This is a genomic window from Parapedobacter lycopersici, from assembly GCF_040395035.1.
Taxonomy (GTDB): domain Bacteria; phylum Bacteroidota; class Bacteroidia; order Sphingobacteriales; family Sphingobacteriaceae; genus Parapedobacter; species Parapedobacter lycopersici_A.
Map to the genome: position 1 here is coordinate 1 of NZ_JBEBRB010000007.1, position 18902 is coordinate 18902.

An 18902-nucleotide genomic window follows, 5' to 3' on the forward strand; every position below is an offset into this window, starting at 1 on the left:
TTTTCATTTTGCGGATGCCTGTTGGGCGATTCAAAGAACTTCGTACTTGATATAAACTAAGGTAAGCACTTCATTCTTACCTGTCAAGAAAAAATGCTCGATTTTATACACACCTTTTCCACTTTAATTCCACCGCTTTTCCACATTGCTTTTATCCACTGGCGGGCTTCAAACGCTTTTAATAGCAATCCCGTCCACGTTATTCACATCACCGGATCGCTAACTTATTAACATTCCGGGTTAATTTAGGTTTTCGGAAATCGCTGAATTTCTTCCCAATACCGGAAGATATATTAAAAAAAATGATAAAAACGCCTTCACGGAGTGTATTAAATTGTAATTTTATGCCTCCTTCAGCACACTTAAATGACAACGAATGGCTGCCCGTAAAATTTTCGTACTGGACACTTCCGTCATCCTCTATGACCACAATGCACTGAATAACTTCCAGGAGCATGACGTGGCCATTCCCATCCAGGTACTGGAGGAACTTGACAACATGAAAGGCGGGAATGAGACCCGGAATTTTGAAGCACGTGGGTTTATCCGGATGATCGATCAGTTATCCCGGAAAAAACTGATCAATCAGTGGATCCACCTGAAAGGCCAGGTTAAGGGAAAGTTCAAGGTCATCCTGTCCGGCAGGCCCAAAGGATTGGATGCGGAGCAGATTTTTGGTAACAGCAAGTTCGACCATCAGATCATCAATGCCGCGCTCATGCTCATGGAGGAAAACCCAGGCAAACAGGTTGTGCTGGTATCCAAAGACATCTGCCTGCGGCTGAAGGCCAAGGCCCTGAACCTAGCCGCGGAGGATTATGAGACCGGCAAAATAAAAAATGTGGATGCCCTTTATACGGGAAAGACCACGGCGAAGCATATTCCCGAAGCATTGATCGACACCCTGAAGCATAAAACTGCAGTGCCCGCGGATTCGTTACCGCTGGACCATCCCGGTGCCAATCAGTTTTACAGCCTCATGCACGGCCGCAAAAAGGTCAATGCATTTTACGACCGGCGTACGCACACGCTTACTCCAGTAACCGCCGACCCGGTATTCCGGATCAAGCCGCGCAACCCGGAGCAGGCCTTTGCCCTGCATGCGCTCGCCAATCCCGACATCCAGCTCGTCAGCATCCAGGGAAATGCGGGTACAGGAAAAACACTGTTGGCATTGGCCAGCGCGCTGGAACAACGGAAAAATTACCGTCAGATCTACATCACCCGCCCCGTCATTCCGCTGAGCAACCGGGAAATCGGATTCCTGCCCGGCGATGCCAAGTCCAAGACCGACCCGTTTCTGGCGCCGATCTGGGACAACATCCGTTTCATCAAAGAACAGTATGCCGATGATGCCCGGATGACCGCGAAAATTGATGAGCTGATCGCTACGGAAAAAATCGCGATCGCACCGCTGGCCTTCATCCGCGGCCGTACCCTTACCAAGATTTTCTTTATCGTGGATGAAGCGCAGAACCTGACTCCCCACGAGATCAAAACCATTATTTCCCGGGCTGGAGAACACACTAAAATTGTATTTACCGGCGATATTTACCAGATCGACACGCCTTACCTGGATGCCGAAAGTAATGGCCTGTCCTACCTCATCGAAAATGTAAAGAATCACCCCCGCTATGCACATGTCACCCTGCAGCGGGGCGAGCGAAGCGAACTGGCCAACCTCGCCAACGAATTGTTGTAAAATTCACTACCTTTGTATGACCGGGCCGGGAATCGATGGACGCGGCATCAGCCTACGGGCCAGTCCAGCCATCTTTCTTCCAGTTTACACGTAAAAAGAACAGCAATCATGAGCACAGAAAGCAAGCGGCAGCAACGATTTGCCGGCGTTATACAGCAGGATCTGGGTGAACTTTTCCAGCGCGAAGGAAATACCTGGGCTCCGGGAGCATTTATTACGGTCACCCGCGTGCGCGTAACACCCGACCTGGCCATCGCGCGCGTATACCTGAGCTTTCTGCATATCAAGAACGCAAAAGAGGACCTGATTAATATTAAATCACATGCCGGCGAAATCCGCTATAAACTTGGCGCCCGCATTAAGAACCAGGCGCGGATTGTACCACAGCTGGAGTTTTTCCTGGATGACACCAACGAATATGTGGAGCACATGGATAAACTGTTCGATAAAATCAGCAAGGAACCCAGGCAACCGGACACCGACGAATAACTCCTGTGCTGTACGGACTCCCCCGACCACGCTGGCAAACCACTACCGGACTGCTTCGCAATGGGTACACCCTGTGTGCAGGGTAAGTACAGGGTGCATGCGCATTCCTTCGCGTTAACGTGGACTCAACGTGGACGCACCGTGGATACAAGGTGGACTCATCCCGAAGCAAATGCGCGCCATTCCGGAACGATGTCCACATCGTTCTTTTCGGCCCGTTATCCTTATCTTTGCTGCTGAAATGATTTTCCGACTTGACACCAATTCCATCGACTTTCCTGACCCCGCACTGGCCGAACCGGACGGATTGCTTGCCGTAGGCGGCGACCTGCAGCCTGACCGGCTACTGAAGGCTTACGGACACGGGATTTTTCCCTGGTACAGCGAGGATACCCCCATCCTATGGTACGCTCCCCACGAACGCTTCGTTCTTTTCCCCGAAGAACTGAAAATCAGCAAAAGCATGCGAAAAGTATGCCGTTCGGGAATGTTTGAAGTGACCCATAACCAGGCCTTTGGGTCTGTCATAGCACACTGTGCCAATCACACGCGACCGGGGCAGGATGGCACCTGGATTACCCGGGAAATGCAAGAAGCCTACATCACATTGCACCAATTAGGTCGCGCCCATTCCGTGGAAGTCTGGTACGCAGACCAACTGGCAGGTGGATTATATGGTGTTGCTGTTGGACAGGTATTCTGCGGAGAAAGCATGTTCAGCCTCCGGGCAAATGCATCTAAAACCGCGCTGATTGCCCTGTGCGAAACGGCACGATACCGATTGATCGATTGTCAGGTGTATACCGACCATTTGGCTTCGCTCGGCGCGAGGATGATCGCCCGCGAAACGTACCTCCACTTCCTACAGCAGGACTGACCCTCAGGTTCAGTTTCGCAACCCCCTTCGGCCGGAAACTTTTCGGCATGGCAATCCGTATGCTGTCCGGGTTTGATCAGAACGCCGTATGAATCGCGTAAAGGGACGGTTATCCTCATATATTGGCCGGCTGTTTCGGGTTACGGCTTCCGGTGAAAAATTATTCGGGGAAAACGGATCAGGGTGCCTGCTTTTCCTTGGCGGAAACCCGGAAATTATTAAAGCCCAGGCCTACCTGTAACTCCAGCAGCTGCTGCTGCAGCATTTCCAGGATCGCCAGGAAATTATAGACAAAATGCACTTTATTGGCTGAATTTTTCACGACCAGGCTGAAATCCAGCTGCTGGTTTATCTCCAGCAAGGATGCGATGGCTTTCTTTTGCTGTTCGATGGTATAGGGGTATTTCTCAACGGTGTGCCGTACCTCCCTGCTGCGGTTGCCGTAGCTGTACATCAGCTTCTCATACATCACCATCAGCCGGTACAGGTCCAGCGTCGCCAGCTCGTCGCCCATATCCGCCTGTTCGGTTGCCAGCTGAAGGTCGGCCGCCAGGTTCCCGCGGCGGAATCGTTTTGCCCGTTCTTCCGCAAAGACCTCCAGTTCGGCTGCCGCCAGCTTATACTGTTTATACAGGACGAGCTTCTGGACAAGGTCCTCCTTTGGGTCGATTTCATTGCCTGCTTCATCCAGTTCGGGACGTGGCAGCAGCATTTTGGCCTTAATGCGCATCAACGTAGCGGCCACGACGATAAATTCACTGGCCAGTTCCATGTTTAGCGCCTGCATCTGCTGGATGTAATCCAGGAAGTCCGTTGTAATTTTGGCAATGGGAATATCGTGGATATTCAATTCGTCGCGTTCAATAAAAAACAACAACAAATCAAATGGTCCCTCAAACTGGGGAAGCTTTATTTCATAGCCTTCATCGGGTTGCATGCCGGTTCAAAAGTAAGCATTTGGACAATAACCTTTTGTATGCTATTCGGTGAATCACCAAACATTCCCTCCCCTTTCCTGTTTTCCCATTATTACAGCGCCTGCTTGCCAGCTACAATTTAAACGACGCGGTATCAATAATTATTAGTTACTTTGTACCGATTTTCCAAATCTGGGCAACTATGGAGATTGAAGCCGGAAAACTACTAAGAAACATCCACACACCTGCAGACATCAAGCAGCTCAACGAACGTGATCTGGCGGAGCTGTGCCGTGAACTGCGTCAGTACATCATCGATGTGGTGTCTGTACACGGCGGCCATTTTGCAGCGAGTCTCGGGGTAGTAGAACTGACCGTTGCGCTGCATTATGTCCTCAATACGCCGTACGACCAGCTGGTATGGGATGTCGGCCATCAGGCTTATGGCCATAAAATACTGACCGGGCGGAGAGAACAGTTCCATACCAACCGGATATTGGGAGGCCTTAGCGGTTTCCCGAAACGTGACGAAAGTGAATACGATGCATTCGGGGTAGGTCACTCTTCCACGTCCATCTCCGCCGCGCTGGGCATGGCGGTAGCTTCGCATTATAAAGGAGAGACTAACCGGCAGCATGTGGCTGTCATCGGCGACGGCGCCATGACCGCAGGCATGGCATTTGAAGCGCTGAACCATGCGGGCATTGAACAGTCCAACCTGCTGGTTATCCTGAACGACAACTGCATGTCCATCGATCCGAATGTCGGCGCGCTCAAGGAATACCTGACCAACATTACGACATCCAAGCCGTGGAATCGATTCCGCGACGATATCGCCCATGTGCTTACCAAGATATCCGAAATCGGGCCGGATGCGCTCGGACTCGTCAAGAAGATTGAGAAGAGCATCAAAGGTACCCTGCTGAAAAACAGCAACCTTTTTGAATCGCTCAATTTCCGCTATTTCGGGCCGGTAGACGGTCACGATGTCAAACGGCTTGTCCGCACGCTGAACGACCTGCGTGATATTCCGGGCCCTAAACTACTGCATTGCATCACCGTCAAGGGAAAAGGCTACGCGCTGGCCGAAAAGGACCAGACCACCTGGCATGCACCCGGACTCTTTGATAAGATTACGGGGGAAATCAAAAAATCCAAAACCGATAAACCCACTGCCCCCAAATATCAGGACGTGTTCGGGCATACGCTGGTGGAACTGGCGGAAAAAAACGATAAAATTATGGGCATCACCCCGGCTATGCCATCGGGTTCGTCCATGAACATCATGATGAAGGCGATGCCCAACCGGGCGTTCGACGTGGGGATCGCCGAACAGCATGCCGTTACCTTTTCCGCGGGACTGGCTACGCAAGGCATGGTGCCGTTCTGTAATATTTACTCCAGTTTTATGCAGCGGGCATACGACCAGGTGATCCACGATGTAGCCGTCCAAAACCTGCAGGTGGTGTTTTGCCTGGACCGTGCAGGTATTGCCGGAGCCGACGGACCCACGCATCACGGCGCATACGACATGGCTTACATGCGGTGCATTCCCAACCTGACGGTTTCCGCTCCGATGAATGAAGAGGAGCTGCGAAACCTGATGTATACTGCCCAGCAGGACGGCAGGGGCCCGTTCGTGATCCGCTATCCCCGAGGACAGGGCGTGATGCCGGACTGGCGCCGTCCACTCCGTGCGGTCGAAGTGGGAAAAGGCCGGAAAATATGCGACGGCGAAGAGCTTGCCCTGCTGAGTATCGGCCACATCGGCAACGAGGCAGTAAAAGCCTGCGTGACGCTGAATGAGGAAGGTATTTTTCCGGCACATTACGACTTGCGTTTTGCCAAGCCACTGGACGAAACACTGCTGCACGAGGTTTTTCGCAAGTATAGCAAAATCATCACCATCGAAGACGGCTGTCTGCACGGCGGTGTCGGCAGTGCGGTACTTGAGTTTATGGCCGACCATCAATACCAGGCGACCGTGGTACGGCTGGGTATTCCCGATGAGGTGGTTGAACATGGCGAGCAGCATGAGTTATGGGCAAAATGCGGCTATGATGCAACGGCTATCGCCACGCACGCACGCGCATTGGCGACTGTCCGCAAAGCCGATGGCATGGTCGGGTAAGCCGGCAACGCTGTTTCACATATTCATCACGGTAAATTAACTTGCAAAGCAGGATGGTTTTAGTAATTTAGCCAGTCATATCTCTATTGGCTAAATATGAAACAAATGACATTTTTTAAGAAAACCAGCTGGATCCTCATCCTCACCCTTTTTATTAGCTCCTCTTACGCACAGGAAACCATTCCCCGGCCAAAACTGGTCGTGGGCATCATGGTCGACCAGATGCGCTGGGATTACCTGTATCGGTATTATGAGCGGTATGGAAACGGTGGCTTTAAACGGCTGCTAAACGATGGGTTCACCTGTGAGAATACGTACATTAATTACGTACCAACCGTAACCGGTATCGGACACAGCACGGTTTATACCGGCAGTGTACCCGCCATTCACGGCATTGCAGGCAATGAATTCATTATCCAGCAAACCGGCCAATCGATGTATTGCGCAGGCGACGACCACGTGCACGGCGTAGGCACCACGGCGGACGAGGGAAAAATGTCGCCCAGAAACCTGCTCACTTCCACCATTACCGACCAGCTTAAGCTGGCCACGAATTTCCGGTCAAAAGTCATCGGCATCGCAATGAAGGACCGGGGCGGAATCCTGCCGGCAGGGCACTTTGCGAACGCGGCATATTGGTTTGAGGGCAGTTCAGGCAACTGGATTTCCAGCTCATTTTACATGGAAGAATTACCCCAATGGGTGCAGGATTTCAATGCACAGAAATTGACCGAAAAATACCTTCAGCAAGAGTGGAATACACTATATCCCATTGACACGTACACGCAGAGCGTGGAAGACGACAATGGGTACGAAGGAAAGTTCCGGGGCGAGGAACGGCCGGTATTCCCCCGAAAGCTGAACGAACTAGTTAAAGCGAACGGACTGGGACTTATCCGCAATACGCCGTTTGGAAACACCCTGACACTCGATCTGGCCAAGGCCGCCATTGCCCATGAGCAACTGGGGCGCAACCCGGGCGGTTTCACGGATTTTCTTGCGGTCAGCCTGTCGTCACCCGACTATGTGGGCCATCAGTTTGCGGTGAATTCGATTGAGGTTGAAGACACCTACCTGCGCCTGGATGCCGAACTGGAAAAGCTGTTTGATTACCTCGACAGCAACGTTGGCAAAGGGGAATATACCGTGTTCCTGACCGCCGACCACGGCGCCTCGCACAACGCCCAGTTTTTTATGGATAAAAAAGGGAACGCGGGCTACTTCGATACACGCAGTACGCTGGCAGACCTCAACTTGGCGCTGGCCGCGGAATTTGGGCAGGACAATATCGTGCGTAACTTCATGAACTACCAGGCCAACCTGAATTACGACGTCATCCGTGCAAATAAACTGGATGAGCAGGCAATCAAAACGGCCGCAATTAACTTTTTGCGCCGCGTAGACGGAGTGGCTTTCGCCATTGACATGGAGGAAGCGGCCCATGCCACCATTCCCGCACGCATCCGCGAGCGGATCGTTAATGGGTATAACCCCAAACGCAGCGGCGTGATCCAGATCATTCTTGAACCGCAATGGTACAGCGGCTCGCCGGGAGCCACCGGCGGCACCCATGGCACGTGGGGTTCCTATGACGCCCATATTCCACTGGTGTGGATGGGCTGGGGCATCAAGCATGGGCAGACCAACCGCGAAACACACATGACTGACATCGCTGCCACGCTTGCCGCGCTGCTCCGTATTGAAGAGCCCAACGGCAATATCGGACAGCCGATCCAGGAAGTGCTGGGAAATTAAATAACAACACCGATTCCCCGGCGCGGCAGCTTGGTTGTGCCGGGGAATCGGCATGTTATGATCCTAATTTTTTTAGAAGCGGGCAACTTTCCGTATTTTTGTATACGCGATCTGTAGGACACCATACATCACATTCCCTACCGGTGGTTTATCAGTATGAATGAAGTAGCGACGCTCGACCCCAAGACCCATATTATTATTAAAGGCGCACGTGTACATAACCTAAAGAATGTAGACGTAGCCATTCCAAAGAACAAACTTGTCGTCATTACAGGCATGTCGGGCTCGGGCAAATCGTCCCTCGCTTTTGACACCCTGTATGCCGAAGGGCAGCGCCGTTACGTCGAAAGCCTTTCCTCGTACGCGCGTCAGTTTATGGGGCGTATGGGCAAGCCCGAGGTAGACTACATCAAAGGCATCGCTCCGGCTATTGCCATTGAGCAGCGGGTCATTACCAGCAACCCGCGGTCTACGGTAGGTACCTCCACCGAAATTTACGATTACCTCAAACTGCTCTATGCCCGTATCGGAAAAACGTATTCTCCGATATCCGGCCAGGAAGTCCGGAAAGACACCGTTACCTCGGTCACTCATTTCATCACCGGATTGCCCATGGGCACCGTGGTTACCGTCAGTGCTCCGTTGCACCCCACCAATAAGCGCAAGCTAAAGGAAGAACTGGCTATTTTACTCCAGAAAGGGTTTGTACGGGTCATTTATCAGGGGCAGGCACATAAAATTGAGGCACTGCTCGAAGACGAAACACGGGAAAACCCGACAGCCAAATCAGGTGACCTGCAGATTGTGATCGACCGCATTACCGTGGATGCCGAGGAAGATACGCGGAACCGGATTGCCGACTCCGTACAGACGGCTTTTTTTGAAGGGAAGGGCGATTGTTATGTAGCGGCACTGGAAGCTGTTCACGCCTTCTCTGACCGGTTTGAACTGGATGACATCACCTTTGAGGAGCCTACCCCAAACTTTTTCAGCTTTAACAACCCGTATGGAGCGTGCAAACGCTGCGAGGGGTATGGACGGGTTATCGGCATTGATCCGGACCTCGTGGTTCCGGACAAGAGCCGGTCTGTATATGACGGTGCCATTGCCCCTTGGCGCGGCGAAAAAATGGGCGAATGGCTGCAACAGTTGATCCAGCATTCCACGAAGTTTGATTTTCCGATTCACCGGGCTTATGCCGACCTGACACCGGACCAGCAGGCACTGCTCTGGAAAGGCAACCGTTATTTCAGGGGACTAAACCAGTTTTTCGAGGAGCTGGAAGAACAGACCTATAAAATTCAATACCGCGTCATGCTTTCCCGTTACCGGGGGAAAACCGATTGCCCGGAGTGCAATGGCACACGGTTACGCAAAGATGCTGCCTATGTAAAAATCAACGGTAAATCCATATCGGAAGTGGTCCTGATGCCGCTGGACCAGGCGTTGGCATTTTTCAAAGCGCTCGAATTAACCGAAAATGAGGCCGCCATTGCCAAACGGTTGCTGGCGGAGATCACGAATCGGCTCCGGTTCCTCAGCGATGTGGGACTGGGTTACCTGACGCTCAACCGGCTGTCAAATACGCTCTCCGGCGGCGAGTCGCAGCGCATCAACCTGGCCACGTCGCTGGGAAGCTCACTGGTCGGGTCCATTTATGTACTTGACGAACCGAGTATCGGGCTGCATCCAAGAGATACCCAGCGGCTCATCGGCGTGCTGAAATCCCTTCGGAATGTCGGCAATACCGTACTGGTTGTGGAGCATGAGCAGGAGATGATGCAGGCAGCGGATTACCTGATTGATATCGGTCCCGAAGCGGGGGTGCACGGCGGCCAGCTGATCTTCAATGGCACTTATGAAGGGATTCTCCGCGACGAAAATAGCCTGACCGGCCGCTACCTCAGTGGCCGGGACCGCATTCCCGTACCGGCCAGCCGCCGGAAGTGGCACGACGCGATCGTAGTGAAGGGCGCCCGCGAAAATAACCTGAAAGGCATCGATGTCCGTTTTCCGCTCCATGTATTCACCGTGGTTACGGGTGTATCGGGTTCGGGAAAGACCTCACTGGTTAAGCGGATTCTCTACCCGGCACTGCAAAAAGCCACCGGAAACTACTCAGGCGAACAGACGGGGCGCTACGACAGCATGGATGGCGACATCCAGCGCGTGGAGCAGGTGGAGCTGGTCGACCAGAATCCCATCGGGCGTTCGTCGCGCTCCAATCCGGTGACCTACGTAAAGGCCTGGGACGAGGTGCGCGCATTGTATAGCGCCCAGCCCGCAGCAAAAGCTGCCGGACTGAAGCCGGCGTCCTTTTCCTTCAATGTGGAGGGGGGGCGCTGCGATGTCTGCCAGGGTGAAGGGGAGGTGAAGATCGAAATGCAGTTCATGGCTGATATTGTATTGCCCTGTGAGGCCTGCGGGGGAAAACGCTTCAAACAGCATGTGCTGGATATTACCTGGAATGAAAAAAATGTGGCCGACCTGCTGGAACTGAGTGTCGACGAGGCGCTTGAATTCTTCGCGGGCCAGCCAAAAATACGGGCGAAGTTACAGCCCCTTGCCGACGTCGGACTCGGTTATGTCAAACTGGGTCAGTCGTCCAGCACCCTTTCGGGGGGTGAGGCACAGCGCATTAAACTCGCTTCCTTTCTGATCAAGGGGAATAGCAGTAAAAATACACTGTTTATTTTCGATGAGCCCACCACCGGACTGCATTTCCATGACATCAAAAAACTGCTGAAGTCTTTCGATGCGCTTATTGCACAGGGCAACAGCATCCTGGTCATTGAGCACAATATGGATATGATCAAGAGCGCCGACTGGGTGATCGATATCGGACCCGAGGGAGGCGACCAGGGCGGGCGGCTTGTTTTTGAAGGCACGCCGGAAGCGCTGGCTGCACAAGCGGGTTCCCATACGGGCCATTACCTAAAAGGATACCTTGCCGTTTAACCTGAACAACCTGCTTCAACAATTTTTTTATATTATCTTGTTTTTATGTTAGGTTTGTTATTGATTAATCAATTTCAAACTTAACATTGCAACACCGGATCACGTCAGCGGATATTCGAAACTTAATCGGAGGCGATGAGGCTGCTTTCCGCAAGATCTACTATGTCCATAGTGAGCAGGTGTATCAGTTGGCTTTCCGCTTTCTAAAGAGCCCGGTATGGAGTGAAGAGATCGTCCAGGACGTCTTTTTAAAGTTATGGCTAAACCGCGAGGGGCTGGACGAATCCGGCAATACCTGGTTTTACTTATATGTTATTACCAAGCGGCTGTGCCTTAACCGCATCCGTGAAATCCGGAAGTCCACGTTGCTGTTTGACGAACTGATGCATCACCTTGAACAGGCCCACAACCGGACTGAAGAAGAGTTTTTTGCCGCCGACATGGACCGGCAGGCACAGGAGATCATTGCCACGCTTCCGCAGCAGCAACGGCTGGTATTCAACCTAAGCCGCATGGAGGGGCTCTCGCACAAAGAGATTGCCAAGCAGCTCGGTGTTTCGCCCAACACCGTGAAAAATCATATGGTCCAGGCGTTAAAGACGCTGAAAAACGCCCTGCATCAGTCCGGATATACTTACCTCATCGGGTTACTCTGCTGCCAGCAGGTCACGCACTGGATTTATTCATTTTTTTTCATGCCGCACTAGTCCTATCGGTGCTCCCTGGTGTTCTTATTGTAAGCGGGGGGGGAAATACCCGCTTAGCTAACCAACAACATGAACAATCAGCTACGGCAATTACTGGCCCGTTATTTCAATAATACGATCGATAAAAGCGATTGCGAGGTCCTGCTGCAGCAGCTGGAAAACAGCGATCCGGAACAAGTATCTGCACTGGTTGACGAGTTGCTGAAAACGGAACAGCCGACGGCGTTGCTCGGATCCGACCGGCAGGAACGCATTTACGACAAACTGACCGCCCATATCCAGCAGCACAGCGCAGCAACGGTAATGCCTCCTACCCTGCCCCGAAGGCCAGCCTACCGGAAGTGGATCCGCATAGCGGCGCTCTGGACGGTTGCTATTTCCGCGGCGCTTTTGTTGTACCATACCTACAGATCCACCGTGTACCCACCGAAACATCCGGCCGCAGCAGCGACATCTGACGACATCCTGTTGCCCGATGGCACACAGGCAATGCTTACGCTGGCGAACGGGGAAACATTAGTCCTGCACGACAGCATGGTCGGCATGCTGGCCAGCCAGGTGGGAATTGCGATCCGCATAACGGCCGACGGCAGTGTCTGGTACGATACACGGTCTATGCAGGTGACCAGCGCACAGGTACCGTTTAACACATTCAGTACACCGAAGGGGCATTCGCACCAGCTGGTTCTGCCCGACGGGACGCGCGTTTGGCTAAACACCTCATCGGCCATCCGTTTTCCGGTGGCGTTCACCGGAGATGAACGCCGGGTGGTCCTTACCGGAGAAGCGTATTTTGAAGTCGCGCATAACGCGGCGAAGCCCTTTAAGGTTGAGGCGAACGGAAGTACCATCGCGGTGCTGGGTACCCACTTCAACGTATCGGCCTATGCCGATGATCCGCAAGTGGTTACCACCCTACTGGAAGGCGCAGTGGACGTTTCCATGGATGGCAGCCGTGTCGCATTAAAACCCGGTGAACAGGCTGTTTCCGACGGCGCGACAGGACGCATCTGGCAATCCAAGGCAGATATCCAATCGGCCATGGCCTGGAAAAACGGTTATTTCCGATTTAATGACGAACGCATTGAGAGCATCATCAACAAAGTATCAAGGTGGTATGATATCGAGCGAGTAGCGTATGAGGGACAATTCAACGACCGGTTTACCGGCACGTTCCAACGGTCCAAAAGTATCGCCCAGCTCTTTGATCACCTGGAACGGATTGCACCCATACAATTCAGAATAGAAGGAAAGGAGGTGGTCATCATGAAATAATAATACCATTGGCCACAAAAAAGCCAGAAGCGTTCGCGGCGCTTCCGGCGGCAATGGCTGGCCTGTAATATCCATTTCCTGAGCAGAAAACCGATTTACTAACCAAACATTTAGTCAAATGTATAAAACTTCTATTGTATTTTGCTGCTATCAGCGGCAATTATTCAGACTACTATTAGCCATGAAACTTGTCATCGTGTTGATAACTGCTTCATTCCTGCACGCGAGTGCAATAGGCTATGCGCAGAGCGTGACAATCAATGTCAAAGAGGCTTCCATTTCGGACGTCCTGAACGAAATTAGGGAACAGACAGGGTACGACTTCCTCTATAACTCGTCCCATTTGTCGGGCACGAGACCGGTGGATCTCCAATTCAGCAACGCACCGCTGGCGCGGGTGCTGGATGCCTGCTTTTCCAATCAACCACTAACCTACCAGATTGTGGACAATACCGTGCTGCTGCACCGGAAGTCACGGGCTGAACGAAGCACGGCCACTGCCGTCCGCCTTCAGCGGGAAATCCGGGGGACGGTGACCAACGAACAGGGTGAGCCGTTACAGGGTGTCACGGTGTCGGTAAAGGAAACGACCGGAGGAACGGTAACCAATAACCAGGGGAATTACGAGCTTAGCTTGGGTGAAAATGCACAGACACTGGTGTTTACCATTGTGGGTTATGCGCGGCAGGAAGTAGCGATATCAGGTTCAGGACCGGTCAACGTTACCATGCGGGCGCAGGTAAGCGACCTGGATGAAGTCGTGGTCGTTGGCTATGGTGTACAAAGCCGGCGCGATGTCATCGGCGCCGTGGGTGTCGCCTCATCCGAAGATTTCGGCGACGTGGCCGTGAGCAACACCTCGCAGCTTATCCAAGGCAAGATTGCCGGCGTACAGGTAATCAACAACAGCGGCGCGCCGGGATCGGGTACGCAGATTGTCGTCCGCGGTACCGGATCATTTACCAACGCGGCGCCTCTTTACGTAATTGATGGGATCCAAAGTGACCAGGGAACCTTCAATTCGTTAAGCCCTTACGATATACAGGATATTACCGTGCTGAAAGATGCATCGTCTGTGGCCATCTATGGTGCGCAGGGCGCAAACGGGGTTGTCATCGTTACAACCCGGCGGCCAAAAACCGGAGCCCCGCAAATAACCTATAACGGATATGTTGGTATATCAAATCCCTGGAAGCAGTTTGATATGCTGAACGCCGCCGATTATACCGGCATTGTCAAAGAATGGTACGCTAATCAGGGACAGGTACTTCCATCCCGCGTGGGCTCGGACGATGCGCTTATCACCCGGACGGACTGGCAGGATGAAATGTTCAAAACAGGTACCATCCATGAACATTACCTGAATGTAGGTGGTGGAACGGAGCGGATCACCTATAACGTTTCGGCGGGTTACACCAAACAGGACGGCCAGATTGTGGACCGCAATTTCCAGCGGGCCAACATCCGCCTGAACCTCCAGGAACACGTAGGACAGCGGATCCGGCTGGGCCAATCGCTGAGTATCCGTCATCAAACCATCAATGGCGTCAGCGCCAATGTGGTAAACGGCCTGCGGATGCCCCCGTATATTCCGGTATATGACCCCAGCAACGAGTTGGGCGGATTCGGGATTGCCACCAGCTTACTGGACGGCAACGACAGCCAGAACCCGCTGATACAGCCTTACCTGCGCGACGTCAAGGACCGCGGATTGAACAACTACCTGCAATTATTCGGCGAAATCGATATCATTGACGGCCTGAAATTCCGGTCGCAAATCGGCGGTGTCTACAACTTCAGCCAATATTACAACTACAACCCCACGTATGCAGCGAACCAGCTGGTGACCCAAAACCAGATTTCTGAAAACTACGGCTACGACCTGAGCTACATCTGGGAAAACTACTTTACCTATGATAAACGCTTCAAAGATCACAGTTTAACCGTAACGGCGGGAAATTCATACCGTGACGGCGGCGTCTCCCGGTCGGTAAACCTGGTGGGAAGCAATTTCCCGAACGATGAGATCCATCAGATCGGGGCGGCAAAGACCATCTCTTTCGGTTCGGGATCTGCCAACTCGGGTGCCCGGTTTATTTCATATTTCGGTCGGGTGAACTACGCCTTTAAAGACCGTTACATTATCACGTTGACCGGTCGCCGGGATGCCACCTCGTTATTCAGCAAGGCCAACCGGGTAGGTTATTTCCCGTCTGTCGGACTGGGCTGGCGGCTATCCGACGAGGCATTTATGCAGGACATCGAATGGATCTCCGACCTGAAACTTCGTGGAAGCTGGGGAAAAACGGGTAACTCCAACATCCCGGGATTCTCGTTCCAGTCTAACGTATGGACCGGCCGGGCAAATAGCGTAGTATATCCGTTAGGGCCCAATGAAACCTTGCAAAATGGAGCAACCATTGCCATACCAGCAACACCTTCGTTAAAATGGGAGGAAACAACCACCATTGACGCGGGCATCGACGCGAGCTTATTTAACAATAGCGTGTCGGTAAGCCTTGGCTATTATGACCGTAACAATGAAGACCTGCTGGTTGAAGTGCCTTTGGCGTTATCGACCGGTTATGGTGGTGTTTCAGGCGCCAGCAGCAGTCAGCTGATTAACGCGGCGTCTGCCTATAACCGCGGCTTTGAGGTATCACTGGGCTATCAGGGAAATACAACCAACTGGAAGTACGCCATTAACGTCAACGGGTCGTACAACAAAAACCAGGTAACCTCGCTGGGCACACAGGGTGCCGTTCCCATTATGGACGGTTCCTTCTATTCCGTACCGGCGATGACGCGTACTGACGTGGGTTATGCCATCGGCTCCTACTATGGCTTTGTCTACGATCACGTTGCCATAGACGGCAATGATGTGGACCAATACAATGCAATGGCACAACAGGTTACCGGCGATCCCAATGCGGAGTACCAGTCGGGTCTGCTGCCGGGCGACCGCATCTTCAAAGACATAAACGGCGACGGTGTAGTTACCGAAGTGGATAAAACCTACCTGGGCAGCCCGATTCCGAAGTGGAATTACGGGTTAAACATCAACCTGTCGTACAAACAATTTGACTTTATGGCGTCATTACAGGGCGTTGCTGATGTGCAGCTGATCAATGGCACCAAGTATTACCTGGAAGGGGTAGCGCTTCCGTTTAATGCCAAAACGGACGTGTTAAGCAGCTGGAAGCAAAATGGTGACATCACGGATATTGCGCGTATCGGCCAGAATCCGGGTACTTCCGCGAACCTCCGTCCGTCATCCTGGTTTGTGGAAAATGCCGGGTTTGCCCGGATCCGCAACGTTACCCTCGGCTATACTTTTTCTTCCGACGGGATGAAGTACTGGACGGGTAATGTGGTTTCCAGCCTGCGGATATACGCAACTGCGCAGAACCTGTTTACCTTTACCAACTATTCAGGTTATGACCCTGAAGTTACCGGAAGCGGCGACTTCATTTTCGGCAGAGGCATTGACACCGGTCAGATACCGCAGCCGCGGACCTTTATGTTCGGTGTTCAGCTAGGGTTTTAAGTCAGGGTATCATCTTAATCAGAAGTAACATGAAAAAGAAAATAGGAATTTTATTAGCCACGGCAGGTATGTTGATAGCCAGCGGATGCAATGAAGATTTGCTGGACGTAAAAAACGAGAACAATTATACCGATGTGTCGTATTTCAAAACGCAGACCCAGTTTAACGAAGCCGTACTGGCCACGTATGCTGTTTTCAGTCATACAGGGATGATGGCACGGGAGTGGTATTTTGTTTTTGATCTGCTGGCCAATGATGCGGAACGTGCTTCGCCGCTGGTTGGTACGGAATTGCAGTTGGCCGATTACAGCTTCAACAACAACAATGAGGATATTGTGGGGTTATGGTCGTCCTTATACCGCATGATTTTCAGGGCTAACCTGGCACTGAAAGTAATCGAGGGATGGGAAACCGCCACTGAAGCCGAGGCCGCCGCGAAGCGGCAATACATTGCCGAAGCACATTGGCTGCGGGGATTTGCATATTTTAACCTGGTCACCAACTGGGGTCGGGTTCCACTGCGGATGACATTCGAGGATTCGCAGTCAAACTCATTTCCGAGATCATCGGTAGCCGACGTCTGGCAAGTGGTGGAAAGCGAATTTACAGCCGCTATCCCCGATCTTCCCGTTGCCCATGCCCCAGAGCAAAAAGGCCGGGCCACGAAAGGCGCCGCGATCGCATTCCTGGGCCGCACGTACCTGTTTCAAAAGAAGTACGATGAGGCAATTGCGCAATTGGCACAGCTTACTGCCGCGCCGTTTACGTACTCGCTCGACCCGAGCTATGACCATCTTTTCAGCGAAGATAACATCAACAGCCCCGAAACCGTATTTGATGTAAACCATACTTATACCACATCAAATACACAGTATTACATGTTCGGCGGCCAAGAAGGTACGAATGGTAAAACGTTCCATACCGGAAGGGCACAGGAATATGGTTTTAACGACTGGCAGAACGTGGTCGCATCCGATGCATTGGTGGAGGCACATACCTATGCGAATCCGCAATCAGGCGCGCCTTACATCGACCCGCGTGCTAAACTTACGTATTACGGCACTGCGCAGAATGGAGGTGACACAAAATACTGCGATGCCTGTTCAGGCGGACCGATTGATTACGATTATGGATTCTTCGGCAACAGTTACCGCAAGTACCAGCCTTATGAATTCCAGCAATATACCGAAGCACCGATGAGCGGCATCAATACGCACGTGCTCCGTTACGCAGACGTGCTGCTTATGCTGGCCGAATGTTATATTGAAAAAAACAGTCCTGATGTGGCTACCGGTATCGGTTACATTAATGACGTGCGGAACCGGCCCAGCGTCATGGCTGAAAATTACCCGGTGGGGCTCGGTCAGGATGCCGCCCGCACCGCATTACGGCGGGAGCGGCAGATTGAGTTTGCCGGTGAACAATCGCGGTGGTTCGACCTCGTCCGCTGGGGCATTGCCAAAGAAGTGCTGAATGCGGAGCATCCCGCCGGACCGGGCCAGCAACCGTTCCTGGACAAGCATTACCTGTTCCCGATTCCGATCGATGAGCGGAATTCGAATGCGGAACTGGCTGCCGATGTGGCCAACGACTGGAACTAGCGGGTCATGAAATTCATTCGGTTGATTTTTCTGCTTCCCTGTTTAGGATGGGGTTGCCATGACCGGGCATCGACAGACCACGCGTTGGTGCCGATTAAGGAGCAAGATGGACGTTACCTTTTCCAGCTCGAAAATCAACAGTTAGCGGTTGATCCTGCCATCGGTGGCAGGATCACCTCGCTGACGTTGGACGGCGAAGATTTCCTAACCGGTCCGGAGGTCAATGACTTCAACTGGGGATCCACGTTCTGGCCGAGTCCGCAAAGTGTCTGGCATTGGCCGCCTTCGGCCGAGCTGGACAATAAACCGTATGAAGTGATTACTGCGGGCAATACGCTGAAAATGGTAAGCCAGCAGGATCCGCAAACCGGGTTGGTAGTGACCAAGGAATTTTCAGCTGCCGAAAATCCCGCGCGTTATATCCTGCGCTATACGCTCACCAACCAGGCGCCCATACCCCAGTTTGCAGCCCCATGGGAGGTAACACGCGTGCATACGGAAGGCATCACATTTTTCCCAAGGGGGGAGGGCGACATGCGGGGTGGTCTGCTGCCGCTGACTACCGTAGCCGACGGCATCGCCTGGTTTACGTATGACGCAGCGGGATTACCCCTGAAGGGCGACAGGCAGCTGTATACCGATGGTTCGGAAGGCTGGATGGCACATATCAACGGACGGACGATCCTGATCAAAAAATTCCCCGATGTTCCCTTGGAGAAAAATGCACCCAAGGAGGGAGAGATTGAGTTATTTGCCAGCGATGTAAAGCCGGGAAAAAGCTATGTGGAAATCGAGCATCAGGGAAACTATACCCCGCTTTCACCGGGGGATACCCTGTCATGGGAGGTAACCTGGTATCTCCGGGAACTGCCGGACAGCCTGGACGTAACTTCAGGTAACAATTTGCTCGTTGATTATGTAAGAAGTGTAATTAAATAATTAA

12 protein-coding genes are annotated in these 18902 nt (G+C 52.5%); 11 read left to right on the top strand and 1 reads right to left on the bottom strand.

Going from position 1 to position 18902, the window contains the following annotated elements; genetic code table 11:
• Nucleotides 1–376 precede the first annotated feature (376 nt).
• The 3 genes from ABWO75_RS03320 to aat all read left to right on the top strand — a co-directional run bounded on the left by ABWO75_RS03320 (nt 377) and on the right by aat (nt 3068).
• On the top strand, nt 377–1702 hold the full coding sequence (locus ABWO75_RS03320) for a PhoH family protein (RefSeq protein WP_353182533.1): 1326 nt from the start codon (nt 377–379) through the stop codon (nt 1700–1702).
• A gap of 108 nt (nt 1703–1810) precedes the next feature.
• Nucleotides 1811–2191, top strand: coding sequence for a 30S ribosome-binding factor RbfA (gene rbfA / locus ABWO75_RS03325; RefSeq protein WP_353182535.1), 381 nt, complete (start codon nt 1811–1813; stop codon nt 2189–2191).
• 241 nt (nt 2192–2432) lie between these two features.
• Nucleotides 2433–3068 (top strand): leucyl/phenylalanyl-tRNA--protein transferase, encoded by a 636-nt coding sequence (gene aat / locus ABWO75_RS03330; protein WP_353182537.1) that lies wholly within the window; start codon nt 2433–2435, stop codon nt 3066–3068.
• Nucleotides 3069–3246: 178 nt separating this feature from the next.
• Here the strand turns inward: aat and ABWO75_RS03335 are convergent, their stop codons facing one another.
• Nucleotides 3247–4005, bottom strand: a complete 759-nt coding sequence (locus tag ABWO75_RS03335) for a segregation and condensation protein A (RefSeq protein WP_353182539.1) — start codon at nt 4003–4005, stop codon at nt 3247–3249.
• 182 nt (nt 4006–4187) lie between these two features.
• On the opposite strand from ABWO75_RS03335, the gene dxs reads away from it, so the two are divergent.
• The 8 genes from dxs to ABWO75_RS03375 all read left to right on the top strand — a co-directional run bounded on the left by dxs (nt 4188) and on the right by ABWO75_RS03375 (nt 18898).
• The gene (gene dxs, locus ABWO75_RS03340) at nt 4188–6116 is read left to right on the top strand and encodes a 1-deoxy-D-xylulose-5-phosphate synthase (RefSeq protein WP_353182541.1); all 1929 of its coding nucleotides are present in this window, start codon (nt 4188–4190) and stop codon (nt 6114–6116) included.
• A 105-nt stretch (nt 6117–6221) separates the two neighbouring features.
• Nucleotides 6222–7871 (top strand): alkaline phosphatase PafA, encoded by a 1650-nt coding sequence (pafA, locus tag ABWO75_RS03345; protein ID WP_353182543.1) that lies wholly within the window; start codon nt 6222–6224, stop codon nt 7869–7871.
• 156 nt (nt 7872–8027) lie between these two features.
• Complete coding sequence (gene uvrA, locus ABWO75_RS03350) at nt 8028–10829, top strand: excinuclease ABC subunit UvrA (protein ID WP_353182545.1); 2802 nt, start codon at nt 8028–8030, stop codon at nt 10827–10829.
• Between the two features lie 86 nt (nt 10830–10915).
• Nucleotides 10916–11536, top strand: a complete 621-nt coding sequence (locus ABWO75_RS03355) for an RNA polymerase sigma factor (protein WP_353182547.1) — start codon at nt 10916–10918, stop codon at nt 11534–11536.
• A 69-nt stretch (nt 11537–11605) separates the two neighbouring features.
• The gene (locus ABWO75_RS03360) at nt 11606–12811 is read left to right on the top strand and encodes a FecR family protein (protein WP_353182549.1); all 1206 of its coding nucleotides are present in this window, start codon (nt 11606–11608) and stop codon (nt 12809–12811) included.
• A gap of 181 nt (nt 12812–12992) precedes the next feature.
• On the top strand, nt 12993–16358 hold the full coding sequence (locus ABWO75_RS03365; RefSeq protein ID WP_353182551.1) for a TonB-dependent receptor: 3366 nt from the start codon (nt 12993–12995) through the stop codon (nt 16356–16358).
• Nucleotides 16359–16387: 29 nt separating this feature from the next.
• The gene (locus ABWO75_RS03370) at nt 16388–17959 is read left to right on the top strand and encodes a RagB/SusD family nutrient uptake outer membrane protein (RefSeq protein ID WP_353182553.1); all 1572 of its coding nucleotides are present in this window, start codon (nt 16388–16390) and stop codon (nt 17957–17959) included.
• Nucleotides 17960–17965: 6 nt separating this feature from the next.
• Nucleotides 17966–18898: a DUF4380 domain-containing protein gene (locus tag ABWO75_RS03375; RefSeq protein WP_353182555.1), complete on the top strand. Its 933-nt coding sequence runs from the start codon at nt 17966–17968 to the stop codon at nt 18896–18898.
• Nucleotides 18899–18902 lie beyond the last annotated feature (4 nt).